Origin of the sequence: Aeromicrobium sp. A1-2, assembly GCF_003443875.1 — a bacterium.
GTDB lineage: Bacteria > Actinomycetota > Actinomycetes > Propionibacteriales > Nocardioidaceae > Aeromicrobium.
The window spans coordinates 1,447,579-1,473,324 of sequence record NZ_CP027482.1; the positions used below are offsets into that span (position 1 = coordinate 1,447,579).

The following is a 25,746-nucleotide window of genomic DNA, read 5'->3' on the forward strand; positions in this document are numbered from 1 at the left end:
TGAGAGTGACACGAGCAATTGCTCGCATACAATTCGCGTCATGGCTCGCCCTCGTACGCCCCCCGAACTGCGTCGCACACCGCAGCAGGACCGCTCCCGGATGATGGTCGAGCGGATCATCGCCGCGGGCCAGACAGTTCTGCTGCGCGACGGCTATGAGAAGGCGTCGACCAACCGGGTGGCACAGGAGGCCGGCATCAGTCCGGGCTCGCTGTACCAGTACTTCCCTGACAAGGACTCGATCCTGAACGCTGTGATCGACCGCTATTCCGATGAATTGTCGGCCAGGCTGACCAAGGTCCTGGCCGATCGGCTCGATCTGCCGGGGCCCGAGCTCGTCCGCGCAACCCTGGAGGGACTGCTGGAGGCGCTGGCCGAGAACGTGGAGTTCCTGCGGCTGGTCGTGGAGCAGCTGCCTCGTGCTCAGTTCGGCGACAAGGCCGCCGCCACGGAACAACGAGTCAGCGATCTGGTGTCGACGTACTTGGTGCTGCAGCCCTCCGCGCGGGTGCAGGACCCCGCGGCTGCGGCCTGGCTCCTGGTCCGGCTCGTGGAGCATGTGACGGTGCAGTACGTGCTGGAACGGCCTGCTATCGCAGAGCATCTATTCATCGACGAGCTCACCAGGATTGTCACGTCGTACCTCGGGCCCACGACCAGGCCGCGGTAGGCGAACGAATGCGAGCAGTGCTCGCGAACGGCGGTCGGTAAGTCAGGCAGGCGCGGGCGCGGTGACGCGCGGTTCGAGCTGCGGCGCAGCCGAGGCGAACCGGCCCCGTTGCCACATGCCGTGCACCACGAACGCCGCGACGATCGTCCCGATCGTGCCGAGTGCGAGGTCGCCCAGGGTGTCGGTGTAGGCACCTCGACGCTCCGAGGACTTGCTGATGAAGGCGAAGTACTCGGCCATCTCCCAGCTGACGGCGGCCGTGACACCGAAGGCCAGCGCACGCTCGAGCGTGGCGGAGAGCGTCGCGCTGCGGTGCAGGGTCAGGAGGATCACACCCGCGGTGAGCAGGCCGGTGTTCATGAAGTGCATCCAGTCGTCGAACCAGGAGATCGTGTCGTACAGGTTCATCCGGTTGCCGAGGGTGTCGGTGAAGCAGGTGACTGTCACGAGGAGGTCGGCGACCCACGGGAACGACGCGCGATCGCGCCAGAACGTGTACCAGAGCGCCGGAATCGTGAACGCCAGCAGGGGATAGGTGACGGCACGCAGCCCGGCAGCCTTCTCCTTCATGTTCCCCAGATCAGGGAACAGCAGCGCCGTCACCAGCAGCAGGATCAGCAAGGCTTTGGCGCTCAGGTCGAGGCTACGAACCACGGGGGGAGCGACGTGACGTGTCGCCACCTCCGAGTCAGTCATGCGCCCACGGTACTTGCCGAGGGTGGGTCATTGCACAATCGCGGGGGTGCCCAGCCGCTTTCGGTACGCCCGGCTCGCCGGGCGACTTGCGTTCCGTGGCAGGTCTGGCAGTGTGGATGTTTGGCCACGTCACTGACGAACAGGAGAACGACCATGCTCACCCTGACCGACAATGCAGCCGACATCGTGAAGAAGATCAGCGAAGGCGTCGCAGACCCGGAGCAGTCCGGACTTCGCATCAGCGAGGCCGAGGACGGCACCGAGGCCGGTCTCACGCTCGCCCCGGTCGAGTCGCCCGAGCCGGGAGACCAGGTCGTCGACGCCGACGGCGCACGCGTCTTCCTGGACAAGGCTGCCGCCGAGCTCCTTGGTGACAAGGTGCTCGACGCGCAGGTCGACCCCGACGGATCCGTCCAGTTCGGACTCGGCCAGCAGGCCTAGTACCACCGCTTCACTGACCGCCCCGGATGTACGCCACGTGCGTACGTCCGGGGCGGTCCAGTGTTTCCGGGCTATGCAGGGAGCAGAACGGCGCCGCCGTTCTAGCGAGCGGGGCTGGTGATGATGTAGCGGTCGTCCTGGATCGATCGTCCCCAGTACACCGGGTCGGCGAGCCGGGTGAGGTCCGCGGTGCGTCCAGTAGCCCCGACCAGCGAGACGGACTGGTCGGAGGACAGGCCGGCATCGTTGGACCACCGGCCCTCCACGAGCAGCATGATCCCGCCGGGCTTCAGCAGGCCGACCCATCTGGTCAACGCGATCGACGGGTCGGGCATGGCCCACAGCACGTGGCGACAGAGCACCACGTCGTACGCCCCGGCAGCGAGCGGTGGCTGGTACGCGTCACCGAGGACGAATCGGACATCGGGCCTGTCACCCAGCTTTGCCTCCGCTCGTTCGAGCATCCTGGGGGAGAAGTCGACACCGTCGACCTGATAGCCCTCGTCGGCGAGCAGCAACGACAACGTGCCGGTCCCACAGCCCAGATCGGCGACCGCGGCCGGGGCTTGGGGGAGCCGGTCCAGCAACAACTGCCGCCAGGCCTGGCGCACGGCCGGATCGAGCAACCCGTGGTCGGCAGGCTCGTCGAAGGCGTCGGCCTCGGCATCCCAGGTCCTGATCTCGGCATCAGTTGGCATGCACTCGAACGTACGTGTCCGGTCTGCGACGGTTCAACCCTCGTGATCGGGTCGGACGAGCTCGGCCATCGCTGCCTCCACGGCCTCGGCGGCAGTGCCAGAATCAACTGAGGCGGTGTCGATCACGAGGCGGCCGCGGCTCCACGGTTCGTATTCGCGAGCACTGATCTCGTCCCAGGTCGGGCGCGACCCGCCAGGTAGCCGGGCGGCGACTCCCAACCGTTCGTGGTCTCGTGGACGCCTTCTGACGCAGCAATCGCCGCCTCGAGCGTGTCCACCCGGACGTATGCGGCTCGTCGGTGCGACGCCACGAGTCGGGAAACTGTCGTGTTGTCGGTCGCCGGCAATCCGCCGATGGAGATGAGTACCGGTCGCGGGCAGGTCGATGTGGCAGGTTCGTCCATGCCGAAACACTACGGCGCCGATGAACCCGTACAACTAGGTGTTTCAGCCCCGTTGCCTCCGCTTTCCGGCTCACCGCTGATTGTCCGATAATGCACATTATGTCAACTCGCATGGATATTCACGCTCTCGCTTCATCCGAGCGAAGATCGAGCCGCCCCCGCGGAGATCTTCGGCATGGCCTGAATTGCGCCGCTCCGATAGCGTTCGAGACATGACATGTGCGCAGAGACCACCGACACCACGCGGGCCCAGCCGATGACCGGCGACATGACTGGCAGCGCTGACTGGAACGTGTTCTACGCCGAGCGATCGACGATCTGGAGCGGTGAGCCCAACGCCCAATTGGTGGCGGAAGCCACGGGTCTCTCCCCTGGGTCCGCGCTCGATGTCGGCTGCGGCGAGGGCGCCGACGCGGTGTGGTTGGCGCAGCACGGTTGGGACGTCACGGCCGTCGATGTCTCCGACGTCGCACTCAAGCGTGCGCGTGAGCATGCCGCCACACTCGGGTGCGAGATCGAATTCGTGCACCTCGATGTGGTCGCCACTCCCCCTCAGCCCAAAACGTATGACTTGGTCTCGGCCCAGTTCTTCCAGCTCGAGGATCCGCCGCGCAGCCAGGCGATGCGCTCGCTCGGCGCCTCGGTCGCTCTCGGAGGCCACCTCCTGGTCGTCGGCCACTATCCGGCTGGCCACGCCGGGGCGAACCACCCGGAGCGACTGTTCACCCTCGACGAGATCATCGGGCTGTTCTCCCCCGACGACTGGGCGGTCGTGACATCGGAGACTCGTGAACGCACTGCGATGCATCACGGTGAGATAACCGACCTGGTCGACGGGGTCGTGCTGCTCCGGCGCACTGGCCAGGCTTGAAGCAGTCCTGAAGGAGTGATCCTGATGGGCGTCGCATCGCGTGACACCTGTCGGCCCCACCGGGCACACTGGCGTCATGGCGGTTGCTCCCGAGGTCTCGCTACGACGCGATCTGAGGATGGACCAATCCGTCAATGTCCAGTTGACGTTGGCGGGTCTGCAGCGCGGATCTGGAGACCCGACGACCCGCCGCGACGGGTCATGGCTCTGGCGCACGAGCCGCATGGAAACCGGCCCCGTGACGTACGTCCTTCGGCAGGTCGAACCGGATCTGGTCGACGCCCAAGCGTGGGGTGATGGTGCGGCGGAGCTGCTCGACGGGCTTCCCGCCCTCGTGGGCGCCGAGGACGACGTGTCCGGGTTCAGGCCCGAGCACCCCGTCCTGCTCGACGCCCATCGCCGTTTCCCCGGCCTGCGGGTGCCACGGACTGGCCGGGTCCTCGAGGCATTGCTCGGTGCGGTGATCGAGCAGAAGGTCGTCGGGCTGGACGCCTTCGCCGCCTGGCGGCGACTGCACCAGCGGTTTGGCGAACCGGCACCCGGACCGGCTCCCGATGGCATGCGGGTCTTCCCCACCGCCGAGACGTGGGCATCGATCCCCTCGTGGGAGTGGCACCGAGCGGGAGTCGATCCGCAACGAGCACGGACGGCGCAGGCCTGCGCGCGGGTCGGTCGCCAGATCGATCAGCTCGTGTCGACGCACGACCACGACCACGCGCAGGTCTATCGAGGGCTTCGCAGCATTCCCGGAGTCGGGGTCTGGACCGCGGCCGAGGTCGGATCTCGTGCGCTGGGCGATGCCGACGCGGTCCCGTTCGGCGACTATCACGTCGCGAAGGACGTCGGCACTGCGTTGGTCGGCCACCGGCTCGATGACGACGGGCTCGCTGACCTGCTCGAGCCGTGGCGCCCGCACCGGTTGCGCGTCGTGACCCTGGTGCGGCTCAGCCCGCACGCGCAGCCCGAACGACGCGGTCCCCGCATGCCTCGAGTCGACCACCGGCTGATCTGAGCAGGTGGGGATGGATCCATCTCCAGAAAGGGTTGAATCTGACATGACGACGACTGTGACTGCATTGAATCGCAAGCAGGTCGACACCACGGTGCGCGACTCGCTCGCCTCGGTCTACCTCGCCGCCTACGGCGATGCCTCGTTGCCGGAGAGCCGGCTCGACGCCCAGAACTTCGCGACGTCGACGGTCCCCCGCCATGCCCGCCGCGACGGCTTTCGCCTTGTCGTCGCGACGACCGACGGCGCGGTGTCCGGCTACGGCTACGGCTTCACCGGCAAGCGCGGGCAGTTCTGGAGCGACTGGCTGGCCGGCGCCGCTCCGTCGGACATCGTCGAGACCTGGGTTGGCGACCACTTCGAGCTCGTCGACATCGTCGTCGACCCGGCCCACCGAGGTCAGGGCATCGCTGGTCAGGTGCACGACCTCCTGGTCGAAGGCCTGCCGCAGGAGCGGGCCCTGCTCGCCACGGCCCCCGACGACGGCGCCGCCGCGCGCCTCTACGGCGGTCGGGGCTGGCAGGTGCTGGTCCCCGAGATCGACGGGGCAAAGGCGCTCTACGGCCTACACCTCGACGGCCGCAGCATCTGACCCGGCGCCTACAGTGGCGCAGTGACACCGATGACGCGGATACCCGCCTGGCTGCGGGTGGCCGCGGCGCTGTTCGCGGTCGGATGGGGCGCCAACCAGTTCGCCGCGATGCTCCTGGTCTACCGGCAGGAGGACGGAGCCTCGAGCGAGGCCGTCACAGCACTCTTCGGGGCGTATGCCCTCGGACTGATCCCCGCGTTGCTGATCGTCGCCCCTATCTCGGACCGGATCGGCCGTCGCCGTGTCATGCGCCCCGTGCTCGTGCTGTCGGTCATCGCCACGGTCATCCTGCTCATCGGTGGAGACAACATCGCTGTGCTGTTGCTCGGCCGCTTGGCGGCAGGCATCGCCTCGGGTGCGGCGTTCGCCCCGGGCACGGCGTGGGTCAAGGAACTCTCCGGTGACGGTCCGGCCGGCACCGGGGCACGCCGCGCGACCTGGGCGCTGTCGGCGGGGTTCGGCTCCGGACCCCTGGTTGCCGGCGTGATCGCGCAATGGCTCCCCGGTCCGACGGTCCTGCCGTACGTCCCGCACCTCGTGCTGATGATCGGCGTCATCGCGATCGCGTGGAACGCGCCCGAGCCGTCGGTCCCCCGGAGCAAGGACGAGCCACGTCGACGCTCGGACGCCTGGCAGGCGCTGCGGTCGCGCCGGTTCCTGCTCGGCATCGCCCTGACTGCTCCGTGGGTGTTCGGCACCGCCTCGATCAGTTTCGCCACGCTGCCGAACTTCGTGGACATCGGTTTCGCCCCGATCGCCGTGACCGGGGCGCTGACGGGGCTGACGCTGTGGACCGGCGTCGCGGTGCAGCCACTCGGTCGGCGCTTGCACGACCCGCGCCTGATCATCCTGACCGGCCTGGCCGCAGCGACCGGCGGACTGGCGATGGGTGCGCTGCTCGCGACGTCCGGCATCGCGTGGCTCGTCGTGCTCGCCGCGATCCTGCTCGGTGCGGCGTACGGCCTGATCCTGGTCGGTGGCCTGACCACCGTCGAGGGACTGGCCCGGCCGGACGACCTCGGCACTCTCAACGCAGTTTTCTACAGCCTGACCTACGTCGGGTTCGCCGCTCCCCTGCTCAGCACACTGGCGCTCAAGGCACTGTCACCGGCGGGGTTGATGCTGGTCGGTATCGGTGCCATCGCGCTCACCGTGCCGCTGGTCCTGCTGTCGCAGCGTCGGGAGCCGATCAAGGTCTGAGCCTCGGCTCAAGCCGCTGAGACGACCGCGTCGGCGATCTCGACGGGGTGGCTCAGCGCGGTCAGGTGGCCGCCAGGCACCTGCACCACATCCAGGCCGAGTCGCTCGCGGGCTACTCGTTGCTGGAACGCGAACGGGAAGAACCGGTCGTTTCGTGCGGCCAGCACCGTGGTCGGCACCTCCGGCCAGGCCGGAAGTCCCCATGGCGCGGCGAACACCGTGTCGCTCTGGTCGCGCGATTGCTCGTCGGTCCGCAGCGCGTGAGCGGGTATGTCGTGCAGGAAGTACACGTCGAGGTCGAGGTCTGCGTCGGGATCACGCCCTTCGCGCAGATCGTTCTCGCGCCGGGCCTGCGAGGACCCGGTGTCCTCCCACCACTGGCCGGCCGTCTCGTGCGGCAGGGGAATCATGGCGTTGAGCAGCACGATCCGCGACGTCGGCAGCCGGGCCGCGGCCCATGATGCGCTGAAGCCGCCAAGTGACTGTCCGACCAGGACGACGTCGTCAAGCCCCGCGGCAGCCTCGGTGATGAGGTCGACGTACTCGGGCAGCCCTGCCTGCGGGTCATCACCCGGCAGGTCGACCGCGAGGTTGGCGACGCCGCGGTCGTCGAGCTCTCTACGCACGAGGTCCCAGTACGACGCCATGCCGCCCGCACCGGGCACAAGGACGTAGGTCGGATGGCTCATTCGAAAGGCGTGGGGTCGCCTGCCCCGACGCGGAGGACCTCGGCCGACCCGTCGGTGAAGTCGATCACCGTCGTCGGCTCTGCGAGGACCTCGGCGCCGGACTCGATCACCACGTCGATCTGGCCGTCGAGCGCCTCGGCGATCTCCCATGCCGTCGACATCGGCTCGACGGTGCCGGGAAGGATCAGCGTGGTCGAGAGAATCGGCTCCCCCAGGGCGGCCAGCAGGGCTCCGACAATCTTGCTGTCGGGGATCCGTACGCCAACGGTCTTCTTCTTGGGATGGAGCAGTCGGCGCGGGACCTCACGCGTGGCGGGAAGGATGAACGTGTAGGGACCAGGAGTCGCGGACTTCACCGCCCGAAAGATCGAGTTGTCGACATGCACGAACTGACCCAGCTGGGCGAAGTCGCGGCACACCAGCGTGAAGTGGTGCTTGTCGTCGAGCTGCCGGATCGTGCGGATGCGATCGAGCGCTTCCTTGTTGCCGAGCTGGGCACCGAGCGCATAGCCGGAGTCGGTCGGATAGGCGATGAGCCCCCCGTCCTGAATCACCGCGGCAGCTTGGTCGACGGATCGCTGTTGAGGGTTGTCGGGGTGAATCTCGATGTATCGGACCATGCACCGAGGATAGTCCGAGCAAGGCCGTCTGGACATGACGAAGGGCCGCGCATCTGCTGCGCGGCCCTTCGCCCGATCTCATTTGAAGATGCTGTACCCACCGGGTCCGACGAGCGCCGCAACGATCAGCAGCACGATGCCCATCAGGATGTCGCCGCGCACGAGGCGCAGGATGCCGTAGATCGCAATCGCGACCGCAATGATCCACAAGATGAAAGCCATGTTTCTCCCTCTCTTCATGGGTGACTGTGGCCACCGGATGATGCCTTACCCCGTCCGTGGAAGGACAAACCTCGGCACATGAGCCGCCGGTACATGTCGTTGTCCCGCCATACGGACATCGCTCCACATGCTGAAATACGCGACCTACCGTGGGGCCACCCAGGTCCTTCAGCAGCAGTAGAACGAGGTGAGACGCATGACCGAACGGGCACTGTCACTTGCCGAACGCCGGGCGCAGCAGATCGCGCACGGTGATGAACGCGCCGCTCACCTCGCGGCCCGCAAACAACCAGCCCGACGCTCAGCAGACGATCTTCAGCGCATCGCGGAAGCAGCCGAGGAGCGGTTCGTCGGCTCCGACACGACCGAGGTGCTCGCCTGGGTCGCTGAGGAGTTCGGCCACCGCACAGCCGTGGCCTGCTCGATGGCCGATGCCGTCCTCCCCCATGTCGTCGCCACCCACCTGCCGTGGGTCGACACACTGTTCCTCGAGACGGGCTACCACTTCGCCGAGACGATCGGCACCCGCGACGCCGTCGAGTCGACCATGCGACTCACGATCGTCGACGTCAAGCCAGCGCGCAGTGTCGGTGAGCAGGATGCCGAGTTCGGCCGCCGGCTCTACGAGCGGGACCCGGGCCTGTGCTGCGAGATGCGTAAGGTCCAGCCGCTGCACGACTCGCTGCAGGGCTATGAGGCCTGGATCACCGGCGTACGTCGTGACGAGGGGCCGACCCGCACAGGCTCGCCATTCGTCACGTGGGACGCCAAGAACCGACTCGTCAAGATCAACCCGCTCGCTGCCTGGACCTTCGACCAGCTGCTTGCCTACGCCGACGAGCACGACGTGATCGTCAACCCCCTGGTCAACGATGGCTATCCGTCGATCGGGTGCTCCACCTGCACCCGTCGCGTCGCGCCCGGTGAAGATCCGCGCGCCGGTCGGTGGGCCGGGCTCGACAAGACCGAGTGCGGGCTGCACTCATGATCTGGCCGTCCAGCATCCCCCAACCTCCCAGCACTCTGACAGGGCTCCGATGACCCAGACTGCCGAACGCCGTCTCACCCAGCTGCAGTGGCTGGAGTCCGAAGCTATCCACATCATTCGGGAGGTCGCCGCCGAGTTCGACAAGCCCGTGCTCTTGTTCTCAGGCGGCAAGGACTCAGTCGTCATGCTGCACCTGGCGACCAAGGCTTTCTGGCCCTCCCCCGTGCCGTTCCCCGTCATGCACGTCGACACGGGCCACAACTTCCCCGAGGTGCTGGCCTTCCGGGACGCCACGGTCGAGCGTCTCGGGCTGCGGCTCGAAGTCGCCAGCGTGCAGGACTACATCGACGACGCGCGCTTGCGTGAGCGCAGCGACGGGACCCGCAACCAGCTGCAGACCCAACCGCTGCTCGACGGCATCGCGAAGGGCCGGTTCGATGCAGTATTTGGCGGCGGACGCCGCGACGAGGAGAAGGCGCGGGCCAAGGAGCGGGTGTTCTCGCTACGTGACGAATTCGGACAGTGGGACCCACGCAACCAGCGGCCCGAGCTGTGGAACCTTTACAACGGTCTGCACCGGCCCGGCGAGCACGTCCGGGTCTTCCCGCTGAGCAACTGGACCGAGCTCGACGTCTGGCAGTACATCGGTGCCGAGGGCATCGCCCTGCCCGAGCTGTACTACGCCCACCAGCGTGAGGTGTTCGAGCGCGACGGAATGCTCGTGGCGGTCAGCGACGTGTCGCCGCCACGCGAGGGCGAGGCCGTCCGGACGCGCCAGGTCCGCTATCGGACCGTCGGTGACATGTCGTGCACCGGCGCCGTGGAGAGCGACGCTGTCACGGTCGAGGACGTCATCGTCGAGGTCGCCGCCACACGGATCACCGAGCGTGGGGCGACTCGTGCCGATGATCGGGCCTCCGAGGCCGCCATGGAGGATCGCAAGAAGGAAGGCTACTTCTGATGAGGACACTGCTGCGGCTGGCGACCGCCGGCTCGGTCGACGACGGCAAGTCGACGCTGGTAGGTCGCCTGTTGTACGACTCCAAGTCGGTGCTCGCCGACCAGTTCGACGCGGTCGAGCGGGTCAGCCGTGATCGCGGGTTGGCGTCGGCCGACCTCGCGCTGCTGACCGACGGCTTGCGATCGGAGCGGGAGCAGGGCATCACGATCGACGTGGCGTACCGCTACTTCGCGACGCCTGAGCGGTCGTTCATCCTGGCCGACTGCCCCGGGCACGTGCAATACACCCGCAACACCGTGACGGGCGCCAGCACGGCCGATGTTGTCGTGCTGCTGGTCGACGTGCGGCACGGCATCCAGGAGCAGACTCGGCGACACCTGGCCGTAGCGTCGCTGCTGCGGGTCCCCCACGTCATCGTCGTGGTCAACAAGATCGACCTCGTCGAGTTCGATCAACAGACCTACGAGCGGGTCTCCGACGAAGTGCTGGCATCGGCCCGGAGCCTGGGCCTCCACGACGTCGCGACGGTCCCGGTCTCGGCGTTGGACGGCGACAACGTGGTCGAGCCGTCGTCGCGCACGCCCTGGTATGAGGGGCCGACCCTGCTGTCGCACCTCGAGCAGCTCGCCCCCATCGGCGATCCGCACTCCGAGCCGCTGCGGTTCCCGGTCCAGCTCGTGGTCCGGCCCCAGTCGGCCGCGGCCGATGAGTTCCGCGACTATCGAGGCTATGCCGGTCAGATTGCCTCCGGACTCGTCCGGGTCGGTGACGCGGTGACGGTCCAACCGAGCGGGCGCACCAGCACCATTGCGGGCATCGACTTTGCCGGCCGCGAGCTGACCGAGGCGTTTGCACCGCAGTCGGTCACGCTCCGCCTCACCGACGACATCGACATCTCCCGCGGTGACCTGATCGTCACGTCACGCAGCGTCCCGACTGTCACGCAGGACATCGATGGCACGGTCGCGTGGCTCGCCGACCGGACGTTGCAGCCCGGGGCGAAGGTGCTGCTCAAGCACGGGACCCGCACTGTGCAGGCGGTTGTCCGGGCGATCGGCGGCAAGCTCGACCTCGACGACGCCCGGCTGTTGCCGGCGGAGTTGTTGGGGCTCAACGACATCGGCCACGTGACGCTGCGGTTGGCCTCGCCCATCCCCGCCGAGGAGTACCTGCACTCCCGCGCGACCGGCGCCTTCCTGCTGATCGACGCTCAGGACGGTGGCACCCTCGCGGCAGGCATGGTCGGCGACGCCCTGCTCGACACCAGGGGCGCGGCGGACGCTCCGGTCGGGACGGCATGAGCAGCGAGCAGAGCTTCCCGCTCACCCTGCGTGTGGCCGGCCGTCGGGTCGTCGTGGTCGGCGGTGGGCACGTCGCAACCCGGCGCACGCTGTCGCTGCTGGATGCCGGTGCGCTCGTCGTCGTCATCTCCCCCACGGTCGCTAGCTCCTTGGCGTCGTCGATCGGCCGCGGAGACGTCACGTGGATCGCGAGGACGTACCGCTCCGGTGACCTCGACGGTGCGTGGCTCGTGCAGACCGCGACGGCCGACGCGCTCGTCGACGAACGGGTTGCGGCGGACGCGGAGGCGAGCCAGATCTGGTGCCTCAAGGGCGGCGATCCGGCTGGTGCCACGGCATGGGCTCCGGCCGTGGCCCGTGTCGATGACGTGACGGTTGCAGTCAGCGGGGGCGGCGACGCAGGGCGAGCAGCGGCCCTCCGCGATGCAGTCGCGACGGCGCTGCAGTCCGGCGACCTGCCACTTCGGCATCGCACCCACCGCCCGGACGGATTCGTGGCGCTGGTCGGTGGCGGGCCCGGCGACCCGGGACTCATCACGACCCGCGGCAGACGGCTGCTCGCGGAGGCCGACGTCGTCGTCATTGACAGGCTCGCTCCACATGGCGTGCTGGCCGAGCTGGCACCCGACGTCGAGGTCATCGACGTCGGCAAGATGCCCGATCACCACCCGATCCCCCAGCACGAGATCAACGCGATCCTGATCGACCGGGCCAGGCAGGGCAAGATCGTGGTCCGGCTCAAGGGCGGCGACCCGTACGTCTTCGGACGCGGCGGCGAGGAGCTCATCGCCTGCCGCGACGCCGGTATCCCCGTCGAGGTCGTGCCGGGTGTGACCAGCGCCATCGGTGTCGCTGCGGCGGCCGGCATCCCGGTGACGCACCGCGGTGTTGCGCGCGGATTCAGCGTCGTCACGGGTCACGAGTCGCTGGCGGCGCTGCCGCACGACCGGGCGCACACCATCGTGATGCTGATGGGGGTCAAACGGCTTGCCGAGACCGCGGGCGAGCTCATCGCGGCCGGCCATGACCCTGAGACCCCATCTGCTCTGGTCGAGAATGGATGCAGCGTTGACCAGCGCGTCACGGTCGGCACGCTGTCGACGATCGCTGACCGCGCGGCGGCTGTTGGCGCGAAGTCACCTGCCATCACCGTGATCGGCGATGTCGTGACCCTTGCGCCGAGCTGGCCCCCGACGTAGTCGACCCGGGTCGGCCGCAGTCGGTACGTCAGGGGAGGACGTCGACGACCAGAGGGAGTCAGGCCGTCGACGCATCCGCTGCGCCCCGAGTAACAGACACGTTGTCCATTCTCTAGTTCGGACAGGCCGTCCGCTATCCCCCATCCGGCCCATGGCGATGGCTCGTTCGGGCCATGTCGAGCGCTCCGCGGGGTGGTGCGCCTGGGCGTCGGAGCACCACAATGGGCACATGTTCCGTGGCGCGGGCCTTGCCGTGCTGGCGGTCGTGCTGGGCAGCACGATCGCCTGCGGGGGCCGCGTCGATCAGGTTGCGCTGCCCGACGGGGTTGTGGTCCACATCGACCAGTCGCGGGTCGAACGCAAGGGTCGCATCGTGTTCCTCCGCGTCGAGAACAACACCAGTCGGGATTTCACGATCCACCAGTACGTCTTGTCGTCGCCGCGGTTCGAGACAGTGCGCTGGTCGGGCGAGGAGGAGGTCGGCGCAAGCTACGACGCCGATCTGGAGTTCACGATGCCCACGGGACGTTGCGGGACCAGCATCGACGCGACGGTGCGTTTCACCTACCGCGTCGCCGGCGGGGGGGCTACGGGAGTCGACGGTGCCGACCGACGACCGATATGGCAATGCCGCGGACCTTGCGGACCGCGACTGCGCGCGCTCGACCCTGGAGGAGGCCGCCCGGATCGTCGTCGGCGACCCGGAGGTCTCCGGCAAGGGCAGCACGTCGGTGCTGCGGCTGCCCGTCACGATGACACCGACGGGACGAAGGGACGAAGGGACGATGTCAGGTTCACTGGCTTCGGTTCGACGGTGCTGTTCCGTCAGGCACCGGGATCGGCCGCCGACGTCGACGTCCGGCTGGGGCCGGGCGATCCACCAGCCGGACTGGTGATGACGGTCGTGCCGGCTCGTTGCGATCCGCACGCCCTCGCTGAGGACAAGGTCGGGCGACTTTTCCCAGTCACGGTCAAGGCCGACGACGTCGGCGCGGGCGCGTCGTTCTTCCTCCCGCTGAACCGCTCGCAGCAGACCGCGTTCTTCGACTACTTCCGGTCGCGCTGCGGCCTGGACTGAACCGCCGAGGGCTCCTGCGTCCGAAGCCAGGCGTTGAGTCGCCTCTCGCCCTGCCGCATCACGGTGTGGTGACCCACCACGAACACAGGCCGCAGCAACCAGCCGGTCCAACGCATCCACCGACGATCGGTCGCCACCCGCCAGTCGATCTCCATGACCGAGCGGTCCGGTCCGAGCTCGGTGAACGTGACCTCTCCCCTGCCGCGCAGGTCCCCCTCCGACCCGAACGCGAGGCGGCAAGGCCGCTCGATCTCCAGCTCGACCAGCCGGAACCGGACGGAGTACCCCAGGCCGCTGGACGCCCGCAGGTCGAGGCTGTCGCCGTCATAGCCGGTGACCTGCACCGCTGGCCACCACGGCAGCGGGTCCGATGCCGCCAGCAGCCGCTCCAGCACGTCCCACAGCGCGTCACGGCTGTGCTCGACGGTCCAGCGCGAGACCAGCACGTATTGCGAATTCATCCAGGCTTCTCCGTGTCGCTACCGATCCCGAGGAGGGCTCCGGGTTTGAATGGAACCGGCCCTACGCCGTATGAGTGCGTAGGGCCTTAGTCATGCCCCGACGAGGCCGTGCGGCGCAGCCACCACATCCCGACGAGCGGCAGCGCGAGCGGCACATAGACGTATCCCGCGCCGAAGCTCGACCACACGGTCTGGTCGGGGAACAGTGCGTCATCGGCCAGTGAGAGCACGCCGGTCACGAGCACGCCGACCAGCTCGATGCTGATCGTCACCAGGGCCAGGGTGCGCATGCTCCGCGCCAGGGCCACCGTGGCCACGACATAGACGATGCCGGCGAACGCTGACAGCGAGTACGCGAAGGGTGCGTCTCCGGCCTTGCTCGTGAGCTGGAAGATCGACCGTGCTGAGGCCGCCACGGCAAACACCGCGTAGATCGCGACGAGGGCACGACCAAAGCCGTGCGAGGTGTCAGACATAGGTGCCCTTCCAGATGCCCAGCAGCCGAATGATCAGCACGGCGGTCGTCACCATCGCCACGACGACGACGCCCGTGCCCCAGCGGGACTTCTCCGCAATGCCCCACAGCACGGCCGCTGGTGGAATGACCACGATCGTCACGAGGTACGACACGAACAGGACGCCGTCGACGTCCCGCGACGTCGTCCCGAGCGCGATTGATCCACCGACCAGCAGCGCGACGAGCAGGATCTCGAGCCCACCGACCGCGTAGAACAGCGGATCACTGAATGGCCGGTCGCGGGCCGTGTGCCAGGCGGCGTATGCGGCAACCAGCATCGCGACACCTCCGAGGAGATACGCCACGAGATCGGTCACGCAAGGCCTTTGTTCGGCGCCCCCTCGTGCGAGGTGGCGGTGTCGAGGATGTCTGTGAGCGAGTCTTCCACGAAGCGCCGCCACGCCGACGAGCGGCGGAACATGAAGTGACCCGCGCCGGGCAGCGACGTCCACGTGGCGCTGGTCGCGATGCTCCGACTGCGCTCGACATAGTCCCTGCTGGCTGCCGCTGAGGTCCACCGGTCCGCAGTGCCGTGCAGGATCCGCAGGTGGCGGCGCGCCGTCGAGCGGTTGGGTTCGCCGGGCGGGAGCCACGGCGCGAGACCAACAACTCCGACGACTGCGGGATGGTCGGCGACCCGACAGGCCGTGCGACCACCCATCGAGTGACCCACGAGAAGGACCGGCACGTCGTGGCTGCCACTGAGCTGGTCGAGGGCCCACATGGCATCCACCACAGGTGCGGGCTGTGTCTCGGAGTTCCAGCCGCGTTGGCCGTACTGCAGGAGGCTCAGCGCGATGTCGTGGCGCTTGGCGAAGCCGCGCAAGGAGCGCGCCATCAGCGCCATGCGCCACCAACTGGCGTGTTTGTTCTCGACCGGGTCGGTGCTTTGCTGCTGACCGCCGTGCAGCAACAGCACGATCGCTCGAGGGTTCTCGAGCGCTGTGTGATGGTCGAGTCGTGGGCCGGACATCTTTCGATGTTTACACGCGTCCTGACCGATTGCGCGCTGAACTCGTGCGGCATTCATCACGTACCGCGGGGAGCCGGGAAAGGCCGTGATGCCCGACTACGATGACAGCGAGGACTCCCCAAAACTTCTCGCGATCTCCACCCATCCACAGGCAAGGCGGCATCGAATGGTTCGTAGGAAGCTACTAGGACGGGAGAACGACGTGTCATCGAGCGCAGCGCACCTCAGTCTCGCCACGACCGGGGCGCCGGAGACCCCCGCGGACCTCAGTGACCTCCTCGTCCGCGTCGCTCGAGGCGACGAGAGCGCTTTCGCGAGCCTGTACGACGCCCTTGGCGCCTCGGTCTACGGTCTGGCCCGACGGGTGGTCCGCGATCCGTCCCGGGCCGAGGAGATCTCGCAGGAGGTCTTTATCCAGGTGTGGCAGTCTGCGGTCAAGTTCGACCCCGCGCGAGGAAGCGCGAAGAGCTGGATCCTGACCCTGGCGCACCGCCGTGCCGTCGACGCCGTACGTCACGACCAGGCGGCGACGAATCGCGAGAACAAGTACGACTGGTCCAACGGACCCGACTACGACGAAGTCGAGGAAACCGTGACGATCAGCCTCGAGCACGAACAGGTCCGTCGTTGCATGGACGGCCTGACCGAGCTCCAGCGAGAGGCCGTGACTTTGGCGTTCTACCAGGGCTACACCTACGCGGAGGTGGCCGACACGCTCAAGGCCAACCCCGCCACGATCAAGACCCGAATGCGCGACGGAATCGTCCGCCTGCGCGACTGCATGGGAGTGGAAGCATGACCACGACGGACCTGCACTCACTTATCGCACCGTACGCACTCGACGCGCTCGATGCTGACGAGCGCGCACGTTTCGAGTCTCACCTCGAGCAGTGCGCGACATGTCGCTCCGAGCTCGCCGGGTTCCAGGAGACGACGGCACTGCTCGGCGAGAGCGTCAGCCACGCGCCGCCTGCCGCCCTGCGTGAACGGCTGCTCGCCGAGATCTCGGGCACGCGGCAGGAGCGTCCCGTTGTCACGTCGCTCGCTGAGCGACGCGGAGTCCGCCGCACGCTCCCCCGCCTCGCGATGGCGGCTGCGTTCCTGGTCGGCACGGTCGGTGTCGGCGGCTACGCCGTCGAGCGCAACCAGGCCAACGATGCCCGCGACGAGTACGCAGCGGTCTCCTCTGTGCTTGCGGCCGCCGATGCCAACACCTCAGCGAAGGATTTCCCGGGCGGCGGCAACGTCCGGATGATCTCCTCGGCCGAGCAGGACACCGCGGTGATCTTCGCCCACGACCTGCCCAGCCCCGGCGCGGACAAGGTCTACCAGGTGTGGATGGTCGATGCATCCGGCGCCACGTCACAGGGCACGTTCGTCACCGACGGGCAGATGATCATGGAAGGCGTGTCCGGCGCCAAGACTGTCGCCGTGACGGTCGAGCCCAAGGGCGGCTCGAAGCAGCCCACGACTGAGCCGGTAGCGACGATCCCGGTCTGATCCGGCGGTCTTCGCCCGCAGGCGTACTGGCATTCTGTCGGTATGCCTGCGCCCCTGGTCCTGATCTCCGCCGCGATGGCAGTCCCGTCCGGCTTCTACCGCACGCTGGTCGCGGATTTCCACGACCGCGGATGGGACGCCAAGGCACTGCCGAACCGCGGGTTCGAACGAGGTGAGCCGATCGCCTCCCGGTCGTACGACTGGAGCTATGCCGACGAGATGGCCGCGATCGCGGCTGAGGTCGCGCTCGCTCGGGCCGAGCAGCCGGACCGCCCGGTGATCCTGCTCGGTCACAGCCTCGGCTCCCAGATCGGGGCGGGTCACGAGCTGCACCACCCGCCGAGCGACGGATTCGTGACCGTCGGCGCCTCCGCGCCGTACTTTCGCGCCTACCCGCGTGGCGGACTTCCGGTCCTGTTCATGGGCACCTGCGTGCCATTGGTGACTCGCCTGCTGGGCTATTTGCCGAAGCCGTTCTTCGGTGCCCCCGGTGCACGCACGCTGATGCGTGAATGGGCCCGATTCATCCGTACCGGCAAGCCGCCGTTCGAGGTCGCACATCCCATCACGACGCCATCCCTCGTCGTGCAGCTGCAGGGTGACGCGTACTCGGTCTCAGCGGCCAACAAGCTGTTCGTCGAGACGTTCCTCGACCCCGCGAGCACGACCCGCTGGGTCTACACCAAGGCCGCCGCACCCGATGGCGGGACGACCGACCACGTCCTGTGGGCGCGTACCCCCGGTCCCGTCGTCGACCAGATCATCGCCTGGTGGCCCCCACCCACCCCCCGCTAGTTGGCGAAGGCTTCGATCGGGGGGCAGGAGCAGGCCAGGTTGCGGTCGCCGTATGCCTGGTCGATGCGGCCCACCGGCGGCCAGTACTTGTCGTCGACCGATCCGGCCGGGAAGGCGCCGGTCTCGATCGAGTACGCGTGCGGCCAGTCCAGCAGGTCACGCATCGTGTGCGGAGCGTGTGCCAACGGGTTGTCGCCATCGGGGTACTCCCCCGCAGTCACGGCGTCGATCTCGGCGCGAATCGCCAGCATCGCGTCGCAGAACCGGTCGAGCTCGGCCAGGTCCTCGGACTCCGTCGGCTCGACCATCAACGTGCCGGGCACCGGGAAGCTCATCGTCGGCGCGTGGAAGCCGTAGTCGATGAGCCGCTTCGCGACATCGTCGATGCTCAGCCCCGACGCCTTCGTGAGCGGCCGCAGGTCCAGGATGCACTCGTGTGCCACGAGTCCGTCGTCGCCGCTGTAGAGCACCGGGAACGCGCTCTCGAGCCGCTTGGCGATGTAGTTGGCCGACAGCACCGCGACCGAGGTGGCATCGGTGAGACCCTTCGCGCCCATCATCGCAATGTACGCGTACGGGATCGGCAGGATGCCGGCCGAGCCGTACGGTGCCGCGCTGATCGCTCCGACGCCCTCCCGCTTGCTCTCGATGGGGTGCAACGGGTGGGTCGGCAGGAACGGCACCAGGTGCTCCGCGACCGCGACAGGGCCGACACCTGGTCCGCCGCCGCCGTGCGGGATGCAGAAAGTCTTGTGCAGGTTGAGGTGCGAGACGTCGCCACCGAACTGGCCCGGGGCGGCATGTCCGAGCAGTGCGTTGAGGTTGGCGCCGTCGACGTAGACCTGCCCGCCGTGGCCGTGCACGATCTCGCACAGCTCGGTGATGCCGTGCTCGTAGACGCCGTGCGTCGACGGGTACGTCACCATGATCGCGGCAAGGTCGTCGGCGTGCGCGTCACACTGCGCGCGCAGGTCGGCCAGATCGACCTCCCCCTGGTCGGTCGACTTGACGATCACGACCCGCATGCCGGCCATGACGGCCGAGGCGGCGTTCGTGCCGTGCGCCGAGCTCGGGATCAGGCACACGTCGCGGTGCTCGTCACCACGGCTCAGGTGGTAGGCCCGGATTGCCAACAGCCCGGCGAACTCGCCCTGCGAGCCGGCATTGGGCTGGATCGAGACCGCGGCATAGCCGGTGACCTCCGCGAGCCACGACTCCAGCGTCTCGACCAGCTCGATCATGCCGCCGGCGTCCTCGGCCGGGACGAACGGGTGCAGCTCGGCGAAGCCGGGCCAGCTGATCGGTTCCATCTCGGCGGTCGCGTTGAGCTTCATGGTGCACGAACCGAGCGGGATCATTCCCCGATCGAGGGCGTAGTCGCGGTCACTGAGCTTGCGGAGGTAGCGCAGCATCTGGGTCTCGCTGTGGTGCTCGTGGAACACCGGATGCGTCAGGATCTCGTCGGTGCGGAGCAGATCGGCGGGGAGCGACTCGGGTGCCTCGTCGACCGCGGGGACGCCAAAGGCGTTCCACACCGTGTCCAGGTGTGCGCGGGTCGTGGCCTCGTTGGTCGCGACGCCCACATGGTCGGCATCGACGAGCCGCAGGTGAACGCCTGCCTCTCGCGCCTTGGCGACGATGCCGGCCGCCTGACCGGGGACCTCGGCGACGACAGTGTCGAAGAAGCCGCTCCCGGCCACTGCTACTCCCCCGGCCCGCAGTCCGGCAGCGAGCAGCCGTGCTGACCGGTTGACCTCAGACGCGATCTGCCGCAGCCCGTCGGGACCGTGGTAGACCGCGTACATCGACGCGGCCACGGCCAGCAGGACCTGTGCGGTGCAGATGTTGGAGGTCGCTTTCTCGCGACGGATGTGCTGCTCGCGGGTCTGCAGGGCCAGCCGGTACGCGGGACGTCCGGCCTTGTCGACCGAGACGCCGACCAGGCGCCCGGGCAGGTGTCGCTCGAGTCCTGCGCGCACCGCCATGAACCCGGCGTGGGGTCCGCCGTAGAACATCGGCACCCCGAACCGCTGGCTCGAGCCCACGACGACGTCGGCGCCCAGCGAGCCGGGCGAGGCGAGGAGCACCAGCGCCAATGGGTCGGCTACGACGACGGCCAGCCCCCCGGAGGCGTGAGCCGCCTCGATCGCGGGCCGCGGGTCGATGATCTGCCCGTCGGCGCGGGGGTACGCGATGATCGTTCCTGCTGCGTCGATGTCGGGGACGCCGGCGGCGAGGTCGACCTCGACCAGCTCGATGCCGAGCGCATCAGCGCGGGTGTGGGTCACGGCCAGGGTCTGCGGCAGCAGCGCTGAGTCGATGATGATCGGCAGCGCGTCCTTGCCCTTGGTCGCACGACGGATCAGCGTCATCGCCTCGGCGACCGCCGTGCCCTCGTCCAGAAGCGAGGAATTGGCGGTCGGGAGACCGGTCAGGTCGGCGATGACAGTCTGGAAGTTGATCAGCGCCTCGAGCCGGCCCTGCGAGATCTCCGGCTGGTACGGCGTGTACGCGGTGTACCAGGACGGGTCCTCCAGCACGTTGCGCCGGATCACGGCGGGCGTGACCGTGGGGTGGTAGCCAAGCCCGATCATCGCGATGCCGGGGTTGTTGCGCTCCGCGAGCGCGCGCAGGCTCGCGAGGGCCTCGGTCTCGGTCTGGGCGGCGGGGAGTCGGAGCGCCTCGGCACTACGGATGCCAGACGGCACTGCGGCCTGCATCAGGGCGTCGAGGGAGTCGTAGCCGACCCGTCGCACCATGGCGTCCTGGTCGGTCGCGGTGGGGCCGATGTGGCGGCTGGAGAAGGCTGATGGCACGAAGTGCTCCCGGAGGTAGAGGCGTCGTCGAACTACGCCCCCCCTTCTGTCACACCGACCGATACGGACGAGGCTCCAGAATTGCCTCGGTCGCGTGGTCCTTGGTGCCTGAGAGGTTCCGGGGAGGAATTGCCCCTTCGGCGCCGCCTGGGCGAACTCTCCCACGCGCGGTCGACAGCAGCCTCAGCCTACCAAGGCTCACACGTTCTGAGGGCGGTACTCAGGTGATGTCGCGCACTCCGTCAGCTGGACAGGCGCGCACGGCGACGTGCTGCGAGCTCGTCGTCGGCCACCGAGATCTGGACCGCGCGCTCGCTCGGGAGCGTGTGCAGCGAGCCCTCGATCTCCTTCCACACACCGCCGATCGCAATGCCGAAGACACCCTGGCCACCCTGCAGCAGGTCAATGACCTCATCGGCAGACCGGCACTCGTAGACGCTGGCGCCATCGCTCATCAGTGTGACCTGGGTCAGGTCGGCGGTGCCACGGGCACGCAGGTGGTCGATGGCGATACGGATCTGCTGCAACGAGACTCCGGCGTCCAGAAGGCGCTTGATGATCTTGAGCAGCAGGATGTCCTTGAACGAGTACAGCCGCTGCGTGCCCGAGCCGGTTGCCGAGCGCACGGTCGGATCGACGAGTCCGGTGCGGGCCCAGTAGTCGAGCTGGCGGTACGTGATGCCGGCCGCGCTGCAGGCGGTAGGGCCGCGGAATCCGGCGTCCTCCGGGAGCGGGGAGACATCATCGTTGAACAGCAGGCCCTGGTCGCTGGCTGCTGCCTGCGCTGCCGTGGCGGCTGTGACGTCGTCGTCGCGTGACTCGATCATCCGAAATGCCTTCCGAAGCTGTATGGGGGAAGACTACCTCCACGGAACTACATCCGTGTACCTTCGGTAGTTCTCTCAAGGTAAGGGTGAGAGTTTGCCGGGTCAACGACCCAGCGTGAGCCTCGGCGTGTCGCAACCCTCAAGTCTGACGTGAGAGTTGAGATTTTCACGCTCACATCGCCTCCTGGGGCTCAGCCGAAGTCCTCCGGGCTGACGTCGTCAAGAAACTCGCGAAACTTCTCGATCTCTTGGTCCTCGTCCGTGGTCGACTGGATTCCCGCCTCGTCGAGGACGTCCTCGGTGCACACGATTCGCGCTCCGGCCCGCAACGCCAACGCGATCGAGTCCGACGGACGTGCCTCGACCTCGACACCCGAGGAGAACACCAGCAGGGCGAAGAAGATGCCGTCACGCACGTCGACGATGCGCACCTCGTCGAGCTCATCGCCCAACGCCTCCACCAGGTGCTGCATGAGCTCGTGAGTCAGAGGCCGGACCGTCGCGGTGCCCTGCTGGGCGTAGGCGATCGCGGACGCCTCGACCGCGCCGATCCAGATCGGCAGATACCGTCCCCCGTCCGTCTCGCGCAGAAGCACCAGCGGCTGGTTGGTCGGCATCTCGACCCGCACGCCCACGACCTCGACCTCACGCATGGGTCTAGCCCCGCAGCCGGCTTCTGACGAGGACGGCCTGGAGCCGGACCGAGAGTGCGGCCAGCGCGGACACAGTGTGCTCGGCGGCATCCTTGTCGAGCCGGCGCGCCCGAGGCGTCACGACCTGCTCGAACAGCGCGATCTCACGATCGGCCGCGGCACGGAACATCCGCAGGTGTCGCGGCTCGAGACCCAGCTCGGCGAACTGCCCGACCAGCGCGGCCACCTGGAGCGCCTCGCCGTCGTAGTACGTCTGGGACGGGCGGCGCACGATCAGCCCGTGCTCCTCGATCGCGTCGAGCGTCGCCGAGTCGATGCCGGCCGACTCCAACAGGTCCCCGCGGGAGAGCCTGGCGTTGCTGCTGGGCTCGGCGAAGGTCTCGGCGGTCGGCAGACCGTCCGCAGCCAGACTCAGGTGTGGCACCCGCGTCGTGCTCCCCTGCTGGGTGTCGGGGACCACGCCACGGTCCATGTCGTCCAGGACCTGGCGGATGTGATTGAGCGGCCAGAACTTGTCACGCTGCTGACGCAGGATGAATCGCAGTCGCTCGACGTCGCCGAAGGAGAACTTCCGATATCCCGAGGAGGTGCGTTCCGGCTCGAGGAGCCCCTCGGACTCCAGGTAGCGGATCTTGGTGATCGTCAAGTCCGGGAACTCCGGCAGGAGCTCGTCGAGCACCTTGCCGATGCCGAGCCGGGAAAGCTCCGGCAGAGGTTCGGTCACGCGATGGCCTCCGGGTGCGAGGCCATCAGACCTGCCCCTTCAGCGCTCCGGCGAAGTAGATCAGGCGGTATTTGCCGATCTGCACCTCATCGCCGCCGGTCAGCGTCACCTCGCTGTCGATGCGGTCCCGATTGACGTAGCTGCCGTTGAGGCTGCCCAGATCGGCGATGGCGTAGCCGACCTCGCTGCGGGTGAACGTCGCGTGCCGGCGAGACACGCTGATGTCGTCCAGGAAGATGTCGCTGTCGGGGTGACGGCCGACCGTCACGACGTCGCTGTCGAGCAGGAATCGGGCACCCGAGTCAGGTCCGCGCTGGACCAGCAACATCGCGCTGCCGGCAGGCAGGTTCTCGACCGCTGAGACGTCCGACGCGGACATCTCTTCGGTGTCGGCGTCGATGATCGGAATGTGTGTCGTGTCGTCGCTCGGAGGCTGCGGCGCCGATGCGGGGGGCCCGACCGTGCGTCCGGTCTCATCGGGCTCGTGGTCCGGCGTTGACATCGGTTCACTCCTGAAATTCGGGGGGTTGAGTGCGGGTTGAGACTTCACGCCCAAACTTAGCACCCGGAAGTTCACGGGACGCCAGGATGCGGACGCCCGTTCAGTCGGGGATGAGAGCCTTGTAGGCCTCGGCCTCGAGCAGCGATGCCTTCGGGTCCTCGTCGCTCGGGCGCACCCGGATGAGCCAGCCCTCTCCGTACGGATCGGAGTTGATGACCTCCGGTCCGCCGTCGAGTGCTTCGTTGCGCGCGACGACCTCGCCCGACAGCGGCGAGAAGATGTCGGAGACCGACTTGGTCGACTCCAGCTCGCCGATGACCGATCCGGCCTGCACGACGTCGCCAACCGCGGGAAGCTCGACGTAGACGATGTCTCCGAGCTGGTCCTGGGCGAAGTCTGTGATGCCGATCGTGGCGATGTCCTCGTCGAGGCGCACCCACTCGTGCTCTTCGCTGTAGTACAGGTCCTCAGGGATCACCGCGTGCTCCTAGCCAGGTCAGGATGTTGGACGAGCGTACTCCGGGGTCTTGACGTCGGCCAGAGCCGTGATCGTGACCACGTCCTTCTCGGTCACGGTCGCCGTTCCGCCGCGCGTCGCGACCCGATCGATGAGTCCGCCGCGAAAGCGTACCGCCCCGGCCAACGTCGACGAGTCACCGATCGCCTCGATCCGGTACGGCTGCTTGATCTCGCGACCGCCGACCCGGATCTTTTCGGCGTCGTCGAGGAAGTATGTCTGCGCCACGACGCGGGCAACATCGTTGATCACGATGGCTTCGGCGCCGGAGTCGCGGAGCTCTTCGACGGCGTCCAGGAGCGCCGACGCGTCGATGGTCTTGTTCGGGTCGTTGATCACCAGCTCGATGCCTGGCCCGGTGGCACCGGTCGTACCGGCGAGGATGCCGAGCTGCTCGGCCCGCAGCTTGGCCTGCTTCTCGGCCTTCTCGGACAGCTGCGTACTGCTGAGGAGGCCGTTGCGGGTCGCGGTCAGGTCATCAATCTGTGTGTCGAGCCGCCGGTTGGCCGAGTCGAGCGACTTGAGCAGCTCGACCAGGTCGTCGCCGCGGACGCTGGAGTAGTCCTCGGTCCCGTCGTCTCGTACCTGCACCGTGATCGCGAAGGCCAGCGCGCCGATCAGGAGCCCGACCAGGACCTGGGAGGCGGTGGGCCTCAGGAGCGCGCGCCAACCTCGCTCACGCATGGAAGATCCTTCGCCGGATGGCCGCCGCGTTGGCGAAGATGCGGATGCCGAGAACGACAACCACACCGGTCGACAACTGTGATCCGACGCCGAGCTGGTCACCGAGATAGACCATGAACGAGGCGATCAGGACGTTGGAGATGAACGACACGACGAACACCCGGTCGTTGAACCGCCGCTCCCCCAGCGCTCGCAGTGCGCCGACCACGGCGTCGAGCGCCGCGACGATCGCAATCGGCAGGTAGGGCTGCAGTCCGGTGGGCACGGTCGGTTGCAGGAAAACACCCACCACGATGCCGACCGCGAGCCCGATGACCGGAATCATTGTTCCCCCTCGATGGCTTTTGCGTTGCGGATCGCCGAGCGGCCTCGCTGTGTGGCGCTGACGGACAGGTCCGACGATGGTGTCATGGTGAGCTGGACTCCTGCGTTCTTTTTCCGTTCGGCCCAGTAGCGGCCGGCCGGATTGTCGTCGAAACGTTGCATGATCGACTTCCCGTCACCGATCGCGAGCACCGTGAAGGGCGCACCGATGTCGTTGTAGTTGACGTTGATGATCCCGTCGACCGAATGGATCGCGGTCAGGCTGCCGATGCGCTGACCATTGATCGAGATGGCCTCCGCGCCGGCGTACCAGAGCCCATTGACCAGTCGCTGCATGTCCGTGTCGGTAATCCGGCCCGCCTCGGTGAACCGATCGTTGTCGACGCCGACCTCGCTGTGCGTCGCCACGACACGCACGCCGGGTCCCTGCGCGGCCTGGTCTGCGGCGAGAAGACGAAGGCTGACATACGCCGGATCGGACCGGTCGACAGAAGCCGACAGCGTCTCGACCTGGCCGCGCAGCTTGGCGGCGGCGGCCTCACGGCTGGACAACAGCGACTTGCGGGCCGCCACATCGTTGATCAGGCCGTTGCGCTCGCGCTCGGTCGCAGGACGGTCGCTGCGGGTCTGCAGCGCCGCCATCGAGACCATCACGGCAAACACCCCGAGCACGATCGCGGTCAGCACGGTGTTGAACTCCCGCGACTGCGCATAAGTGCCGGTGCGGACGACGTAGTAGTCGTCATCGAGCGCGGTGTCGGCGATCTGCTCCAGCAGGCCTTCGGCCTGGGTCGGTGCGTCCTGCTCGACCATG

33 protein-coding genes and 1 riboswitch are annotated in these 25,746 nt (G+C 67.8%); of the genes, 14 read left to right on the forward strand and 19 right to left on the reverse strand.

Annotation, left to right across the window (positions count from 1 at the left end; translation table 11 throughout):
• Positions 1–40: 40 nt before the first annotated feature.
• Positions 41–670, forward strand: a complete 630-nt coding sequence (locus tag C6I20_RS07045) for a TetR/AcrR family transcriptional regulator (protein ID WP_216823013.1) — start codon at positions 41–43, stop codon at positions 668–670.
• 42 nt (positions 671–712) lie between these two features.
• On the opposite strand, the gene C6I20_RS07050 is transcribed toward C6I20_RS07045, so the two are convergent.
• Complete coding sequence (locus tag C6I20_RS07050) at positions 713–1,366, reverse strand: hypothetical protein (RefSeq protein WP_118395307.1); 654 nt, start codon at positions 1,364–1,366, stop codon at positions 713–715.
• Positions 1,367–1,519: 153 nt separating this feature from the next.
• Between C6I20_RS07050 and C6I20_RS07055 the strand changes: the two genes are divergently transcribed.
• Positions 1,520–1,807 (forward strand): iron-sulfur cluster assembly accessory protein, encoded by a 288-nt coding sequence (locus C6I20_RS07055; protein ID WP_118395308.1) that lies wholly within the window; start codon positions 1,520–1,522, stop codon positions 1,805–1,807.
• Between the two features lie 101 nt (positions 1,808–1,908).
• On the opposite strand, the gene C6I20_RS07060 is transcribed toward C6I20_RS07055, so the two are convergent.
• Together C6I20_RS07060 and C6I20_RS17045 are read right to left on the reverse strand one after the other, a co-directional pair.
• Entirely contained in the window at positions 1,909–2,505 is a 597-nt protein-coding gene (locus C6I20_RS07060; protein WP_118395309.1) for a class I SAM-dependent methyltransferase, read from the reverse strand.
• A 122-nt stretch (positions 2,506–2,627) separates the two neighbouring features.
• Positions 2,628–2,909 (reverse strand): hypothetical protein, encoded by a 282-nt coding sequence (locus C6I20_RS17045; RefSeq protein ID WP_162891174.1) that lies wholly within the window; start codon positions 2,907–2,909, stop codon positions 2,628–2,630.
• 217 nt (positions 2,910–3,126) lie between these two features.
• On the opposite strand from C6I20_RS17045, the gene C6I20_RS07065 reads away from it, so the two are divergent.
• From C6I20_RS07065 to C6I20_RS07080, 4 genes are all read left to right on the forward strand, one after another.
• A complete protein-coding gene (locus C6I20_RS07065; RefSeq protein ID WP_118395310.1) occupies positions 3,127–3,780 on the forward strand; it encodes a bifunctional 2-polyprenyl-6-hydroxyphenol methylase/3-demethylubiquinol 3-O-methyltransferase UbiG in 654 nt (217 codons plus the stop codon).
• 76 nt (positions 3,781–3,856) lie between these two features.
• Positions 3,857–4,792 carry a DNA-3-methyladenine glycosylase gene (locus C6I20_RS07070; RefSeq protein WP_118395311.1) on the forward strand — a complete coding sequence of 312 codons (936 nt, stop codon included), beginning with the start codon at positions 3,857–3,859 and terminating at the stop codon, positions 4,790–4,792.
• Positions 4,793–4,835: 43 nt separating this feature from the next.
• On the forward strand, positions 4,836–5,381 hold the full coding sequence (locus tag C6I20_RS07075; RefSeq protein WP_162891175.1) for a GNAT family N-acetyltransferase: 546 nt from the start codon (positions 4,836–4,838) through the stop codon (positions 5,379–5,381).
• Positions 5,382–5,411: 30 nt separating this feature from the next.
• On the forward strand, positions 5,412–6,581 hold the full coding sequence (locus tag C6I20_RS07080) for an MFS transporter (RefSeq protein ID WP_118395313.1): 1,170 nt from the start codon (positions 5,412–5,414) through the stop codon (positions 6,579–6,581).
• Positions 6,582–6,589: 8 nt separating this feature from the next.
• On the opposite strand, the gene C6I20_RS07085 is transcribed toward C6I20_RS07080, so the two are convergent.
• The 3 genes from C6I20_RS07085 to C6I20_RS17050 all read right to left on the reverse strand — a co-directional run bounded on the left by C6I20_RS07085 (position 6,590) and on the right by C6I20_RS17050 (position 8,112).
• Positions 6,590–7,270 carry an alpha/beta fold hydrolase gene (locus C6I20_RS07085; protein WP_118395314.1) on the reverse strand — a complete coding sequence of 227 codons (681 nt, stop codon included), beginning with the start codon at positions 7,268–7,270 and terminating at the stop codon, positions 6,590–6,592.
• Complete coding sequence (locus C6I20_RS07090; protein ID WP_118395315.1) at positions 7,267–7,890, reverse strand: L-threonylcarbamoyladenylate synthase; 624 nt, start codon at positions 7,888–7,890, stop codon at positions 7,267–7,269. The genes C6I20_RS07085 and C6I20_RS07090 overlap by 4 nt, the downstream gene beginning before the upstream one ends.
• 78 nt (positions 7,891–7,968) lie before the next feature.
• Complete coding sequence (locus tag C6I20_RS17050) at positions 7,969–8,112, reverse strand: GPGG-motif small membrane protein (protein ID WP_162891176.1); 144 nt, start codon at positions 8,110–8,112, stop codon at positions 7,969–7,971.
• Positions 8,113–8,308: 196 nt separating this feature from the next.
• On the opposite strand from C6I20_RS17050, the gene C6I20_RS07095 reads away from it, so the two are divergent.
• From C6I20_RS07095 to C6I20_RS07115, 5 genes are all read left to right on the forward strand, one after another.
• Positions 8,309–9,100 carry a phosphoadenylyl-sulfate reductase gene (locus tag C6I20_RS07095; RefSeq protein ID WP_118395316.1) on the forward strand — a complete coding sequence of 264 codons (792 nt, stop codon included), beginning with the start codon at positions 8,309–8,311 and terminating at the stop codon, positions 9,098–9,100.
• Between the two features lie 49 nt (positions 9,101–9,149).
• On the forward strand, positions 9,150–10,061 hold the full coding sequence (cysD, locus tag C6I20_RS07100) for a sulfate adenylyltransferase subunit CysD (RefSeq protein WP_118395317.1): 912 nt from the start codon (positions 9,150–9,152) through the stop codon (positions 10,059–10,061).
• Complete coding sequence (locus tag C6I20_RS07105) at positions 10,061–11,362, forward strand: sulfate adenylyltransferase subunit 1 (RefSeq protein ID WP_118395318.1); 1,302 nt, start codon at positions 10,061–10,063, stop codon at positions 11,360–11,362. Before cysD ends, C6I20_RS07105 begins: the two co-directional genes overlap by 1 nt.
• Positions 11,359–12,561 carry a uroporphyrinogen-III C-methyltransferase gene (gene cobA / locus C6I20_RS07110; protein WP_118395319.1) on the forward strand — a complete coding sequence of 401 codons (1,203 nt, stop codon included), beginning with the start codon at positions 11,359–11,361 and terminating at the stop codon, positions 12,559–12,561. The genes C6I20_RS07105 and cobA overlap by 4 nt, the downstream gene beginning before the upstream one ends.
• A gap of 229 nt (positions 12,562–12,790) precedes the next feature.
• Positions 12,791–13,639, forward strand: coding sequence for a hypothetical protein (locus tag C6I20_RS07115; protein WP_118395320.1), 849 nt, complete (start codon positions 12,791–12,793; stop codon positions 13,637–13,639).
• Here the strand turns inward: C6I20_RS07115 and C6I20_RS07120 are convergent.
• From C6I20_RS07120 to C6I20_RS07135, 4 genes are all read right to left on the reverse strand, one after another.
• The gene (locus C6I20_RS07120; RefSeq protein ID WP_162891177.1) at positions 13,609–14,100 is read right to left on the reverse strand and encodes a hypothetical protein; all 492 of its coding nucleotides are present in this window, start codon (positions 14,098–14,100) and stop codon (positions 13,609–13,611) included. The genes C6I20_RS07115 and C6I20_RS07120 overlap by 31 nt on opposite strands.
• Before the next feature lie 86 nt (positions 14,101–14,186).
• Complete coding sequence (locus tag C6I20_RS07125) at positions 14,187–14,576, reverse strand: hypothetical protein (RefSeq protein WP_118395322.1); 390 nt, start codon at positions 14,574–14,576, stop codon at positions 14,187–14,189.
• On the reverse strand, positions 14,569–14,934 hold the full coding sequence (locus tag C6I20_RS07130) for a hypothetical protein (RefSeq protein WP_118395323.1): 366 nt from the start codon (positions 14,932–14,934) through the stop codon (positions 14,569–14,571). The genes C6I20_RS07125 and C6I20_RS07130 overlap by 8 nt, the downstream gene beginning before the upstream one ends.
• Positions 14,931–15,590: an alpha/beta hydrolase gene (locus C6I20_RS07135; protein ID WP_162891178.1), complete on the reverse strand. Its 660-nt coding sequence runs from the start codon at positions 15,588–15,590 to the stop codon at positions 14,931–14,933. The genes C6I20_RS07130 and C6I20_RS07135 overlap by 4 nt, the downstream gene beginning before the upstream one ends.
• A gap of 202 nt (positions 15,591–15,792) precedes the next feature.
• On the opposite strand from C6I20_RS07135, the gene sigK reads away from it, so the two are divergent.
• From sigK to C6I20_RS07150, 3 genes are read left to right on the forward strand one after another with little or no spacing between them, the layout of a single operon-like run.
• The gene (gene sigK / locus C6I20_RS07140) at positions 15,793–16,389 is read left to right on the forward strand and encodes an ECF RNA polymerase sigma factor SigK (protein WP_254052283.1); all 597 of its coding nucleotides are present in this window, start codon (positions 15,793–15,795) and stop codon (positions 16,387–16,389) included.
• Entirely contained in the window at positions 16,386–17,090 is a 705-nt protein-coding gene (locus tag C6I20_RS07145; protein WP_118398702.1) for an anti-sigma factor domain-containing protein, read from the forward strand. The genes sigK and C6I20_RS07145 overlap by 4 nt, the downstream gene beginning before the upstream one ends.
• Before the next feature lie 42 nt (positions 17,091–17,132).
• Positions 17,133–17,885 carry a serine aminopeptidase domain-containing protein gene (locus C6I20_RS07150; RefSeq protein ID WP_118395326.1) on the forward strand — a complete coding sequence of 251 codons (753 nt, stop codon included), beginning with the start codon at positions 17,133–17,135 and terminating at the stop codon, positions 17,883–17,885.
• On the opposite strand, the gene gcvP is transcribed toward C6I20_RS07150, so the two are convergent.
• The 9 genes from gcvP to C6I20_RS07195 form a co-directional block, all read right to left on the reverse strand.
• The gene (gene gcvP, locus C6I20_RS07155; RefSeq protein ID WP_118395327.1) at positions 17,882–20,701 is read right to left on the reverse strand and encodes an aminomethyl-transferring glycine dehydrogenase; all 2,820 of its coding nucleotides are present in this window, start codon (positions 20,699–20,701) and stop codon (positions 17,882–17,884) included. The two genes, C6I20_RS07150 and gcvP, sit on opposite strands and share 4 nt — an antisense overlap.
• 85 nt (positions 20,702–20,786) lie before the next feature.
• Positions 20,787–20,875, reverse strand: a riboswitch (glycine riboswitch).
• 68 nt (positions 20,876–20,943) lie between these two features.
• Entirely contained in the window at positions 20,944–21,528 is a 585-nt protein-coding gene (locus C6I20_RS07160; protein ID WP_118395328.1) for a MerR family transcriptional regulator, read from the reverse strand.
• Positions 21,529–21,719: 191 nt separating this feature from the next.
• Positions 21,720–22,181 carry a bifunctional nuclease family protein gene (locus C6I20_RS07165; RefSeq protein WP_118395329.1) on the reverse strand — a complete coding sequence of 154 codons (462 nt, stop codon included), beginning with the start codon at positions 22,179–22,181 and terminating at the stop codon, positions 21,720–21,722.
• A 4-nt stretch (positions 22,182–22,185) separates the two neighbouring features.
• Positions 22,186–22,905, reverse strand: coding sequence for a MerR family transcriptional regulator (locus C6I20_RS07170; RefSeq protein WP_118395330.1), 720 nt, complete (start codon positions 22,903–22,905; stop codon positions 22,186–22,188).
• Positions 22,906–22,930: 25 nt separating this feature from the next.
• The gene (locus C6I20_RS07175) at positions 22,931–23,407 is read right to left on the reverse strand and encodes an FHA domain-containing protein (protein ID WP_118395331.1); all 477 of its coding nucleotides are present in this window, start codon (positions 23,405–23,407) and stop codon (positions 22,931–22,933) included.
• Positions 23,408–23,507: 100 nt separating this feature from the next.
• Positions 23,508–23,885 (reverse strand): glycine cleavage system protein GcvH, encoded by a 378-nt coding sequence (gcvH, locus tag C6I20_RS07180; protein WP_118395332.1) that lies wholly within the window; start codon positions 23,883–23,885, stop codon positions 23,508–23,510.
• An 18-nt stretch (positions 23,886–23,903) separates the two neighbouring features.
• The gene (locus C6I20_RS07185) at positions 23,904–24,608 is read right to left on the reverse strand and encodes a DUF881 domain-containing protein (protein WP_118395333.1); all 705 of its coding nucleotides are present in this window, start codon (positions 24,606–24,608) and stop codon (positions 23,904–23,906) included.
• Positions 24,601–24,933 (reverse strand): small basic family protein, encoded by a 333-nt coding sequence (locus tag C6I20_RS07190; protein WP_118395334.1) that lies wholly within the window; start codon positions 24,931–24,933, stop codon positions 24,601–24,603. The genes C6I20_RS07185 and C6I20_RS07190 overlap by 8 nt, the downstream gene beginning before the upstream one ends.
• A complete protein-coding gene (locus C6I20_RS07195) occupies positions 24,930–25,745 on the reverse strand; it encodes a DUF881 domain-containing protein (RefSeq protein WP_118395335.1) in 816 nt (271 codons plus the stop codon). The genes C6I20_RS07190 and C6I20_RS07195 overlap by 4 nt, the downstream gene beginning before the upstream one ends.
• Position 25,746 lies beyond the last annotated feature (1 nt).